The sequence below is a fragment of the Kitasatospora sp. NPDC048540 genome (genome assembly GCF_040651175.1).
GTDB lineage: Bacteria > Actinomycetota > Actinomycetes > Streptomycetales > Streptomycetaceae > Kitasatospora.
Genome location: NZ_JBEZIR010000260.1, coordinates 1 through 2627 on the forward strand (window position 1 = coordinate 1; position 2627 = coordinate 2627).

Annotated in this window: 2 protein-coding genes; both read right to left on the bottom strand. The window is 77.0% G+C overall.

The annotated features are described in order from the left end of the window. Window positions 1-121: 121 nt before the first annotated feature. Window positions 122-2368 (bottom strand): MinD/ParA family protein, encoded by a 2247-nt coding sequence (locus AB0D08_RS40675; protein WP_359895411.1) that lies wholly within the window; start codon window positions 2366-2368, stop codon window positions 122-124. A 73-nt stretch (window positions 2369-2441) separates the two neighbouring features. Next, on the bottom strand, window positions 2442-2627 hold a 186-nt coding region (locus AB0D08_RS40680), incomplete at its 5' end, for a hypothetical protein (RefSeq protein ID WP_359895413.1).

The window sequence follows — 2627 nt, forward strand, 5'->3', positions numbered from 1 at the left end:
TCGACCAATTTCGGGCAGGAGAAGACCCGCCCGTACGGCGACGGCGTGGTGACCGGTTACGGCACCGTCGACGGCCGCCAGGTGACTCCCGTCCGGCGGGCCGAGCCGCGTTCGGCCGCCGCTACTGCTGCGGCGGCGGGTAGCCGTACCCCGGCGCGGGCGGCTGCTGGCCGGGCTGGCCCTGCTCCTGCGGCGGCGGGTACCCGTAGCCAGGCTGGCCCGGCTGCTGACCGGGCTGACCCGGCTGACCGGGCCGGCCCTGCTGGAGCCACTCCTGCGGGGGCTGCTGCGCACCCTGCGGCGGGTACGGCTGCTGCTGGCCCGGCCCGTACCCGGGCGGCGGCGCCTGGCCCGGCTGCGGGGCCCACGGCGCACCCGGCGCGGGCGCGCCCGGGTAGCCGCCCTGCGGCGGGTACTGCTGCTGCGGGTAGCCCGGACCGGGCTGCTGCGGCGGGTACTGCTGCTGCGGGTAGCCGGGGCCGGGCTGCTGCTGCGGGTACCCCTGGGCCTGCCAGCCGCCGCCCTGCTGGGCGCGCGCGATGTCCTCGCCGACCAGCGCGGCCAGCTCGAAGTACGCGTCCCGGACCTTGGGCCGCATCATCTGCAGGTTGACCTCGGCGCCGGCCGCCAGGCTCTCGTCGAACGGCACCACGACCACCCCGCGGCAGCGGGTCTCGAAGTGGGCGACGATGTCCTCGATCCGGATCATCTTGCTGGTCTCGCGGACCCCGGAGACCACGGTGATGCTGCGCTGCACCAGGTCCGCGTAGCCGTGCGCGGAGAGCCAGTCCAGCGTGGTGGAGGCGCTGCTGGCGCCGTCCACGCTCGGGGTGGCGACCACGATCAGCTGGTCGGCCAGGTCGAGCACCCCGCGCATCGCGCTGTACAGCAGGCCGGTGCCCGAGTCGGTCAGGATGATCGGGTAGTGCTGCCCGAGGACCTCGATGACCTGGCGGTAGTCCGAGTCGTCGAAGGTGGTGGAGACGGCCGGGTCCACGTCGTTGGCGACGATCTCCAGGCCGGAGTTGAGGTCCTGCGAGGTGAACTGCCGGACGTCCATGTAGCTGCGCAGGTGCGGGATGGCCGTCACCAGGTCGCGGATGGTCGCGCCGGTCTGACGCTTGATCCGGCGGCCGAGGGTGCCGGCGTCCGGGTTGGCGTCGATCGCCACCACCTTGTCCTGCCGCTCACTGGCCAGGGTGGCGCCGAGCGAGGTGGTGGTCGTGGTCTTGCCGACACCGCCCTTGAGGCTGATCACCGCGATCCGGTAGCAGGTCATCACCGGCGTACGGATCTGCTCCAGCTTGCGCGCCCGGTCGGCCTGCGCCGCCTTGCCGCCGAACTGGAACCGCGGCTGCTGGCGCTGCGCCTTCGGCTGGCCGCGCAGCAGCCGGTCCGAGGACAGCTCGACCGCGGCGGTGTAGCCGAGCGCCGCGCCGTGCGCGGTCGGCTGCTGCCCGCCGCCCTGGAACGCGGCGGGCGCCTGCGGCATGCCCTGCTGCTGCGGGTAGGCGGGCGCGTGGGGCTGCTGCTGCGGATACTGGCCCTGCTGCGGCCAGCCACCCTGCCGCGGGTCGGCCACCGGCTGCGGGGCCGGCGGGCCCGGCTGCTGCGCGGCCTGCGGCGGCCAGGGCTGACCGGGCGGGCCCGCCGGTGCGTACTGCGGGCCGGCCGGTCCCGGCTGGCCGTGCTGCACGGGCGGGGCCTGCGGCGGCAGTTGGCCCGGCTGCTGCTGGCCGGCCTGCTGCGGGAACGGGGGCTGCGCCACCGGCTGCTGCTGGACCGGGGCCTGCTGGACCGGGGCCGGCGGCGTCGGCGCACCGGCCTGCTCGGGGTGCGGCCAGGCCGGCGGCTGCTGCTGCCCGGCCGTCTGCTCGGGCAGCGGAGCGGGCGCGGGCGCCGGCGCGGACTGGACCTGTACCGGCGGGGCCTCGGCCACCGGCGGCTGCGGGGCGGCCGGCGCGGGTGCCGCAGCGGGCTCGGCGGCCGGGGCCGCCGCGGCGAGGGGGGCCGGGGCGGGCGCGGCGGGGGTCTGGGCGACGGGAGCCGGGGCAGCGGTGCTCTGGGCGACGGGGGCCTGGGCGGCGGGGGTCTGGGCGACGGGAGCGGGCGCCGGTGCCGGGGCGACGGGGGCCGGCACGGGGGCGACCTGCTGCGGCGGCACCTCGGCCGGCGGAGCGGGCGCGGCGGGCGCCGGGGCCGGGGTGTCGGGCACGGCCGCGGCCGGTGCGGGGGCCGGGGCCGCCGGTGCACCGTCCGAACTCTGCGTGTACCAGGAGGGTGGCGTGTAGTCAGGGGCGTCGGACCAGTCGTCGTCGTCCTCCGCCGCGTTGTCGCCGACGTAGACGCCGTCCCGATCGCTGCTCACTTGGGCTCCCTCGTTTTCGCCGCCATTGGGCGCGGTACCGTCGGCAACAAGACTAGGCCGTGAATCGTGGTCATCAGAAGGCGGTGCCGCATCTCACGTCCGGTCGGGCGGTGCCGCGGCGACCTGCGGCGCACTTCCGGGCCCCGGGCCAAGCACCCGTGCCGGCCTCCCCGCGCGGGCCGATCGCGGCGGCGACCCCGCGCAGCAGCAGTGACATGCCGTCCCGGCGCAGGTCGGAGTTCTTCTTGCCGGCGGCCCG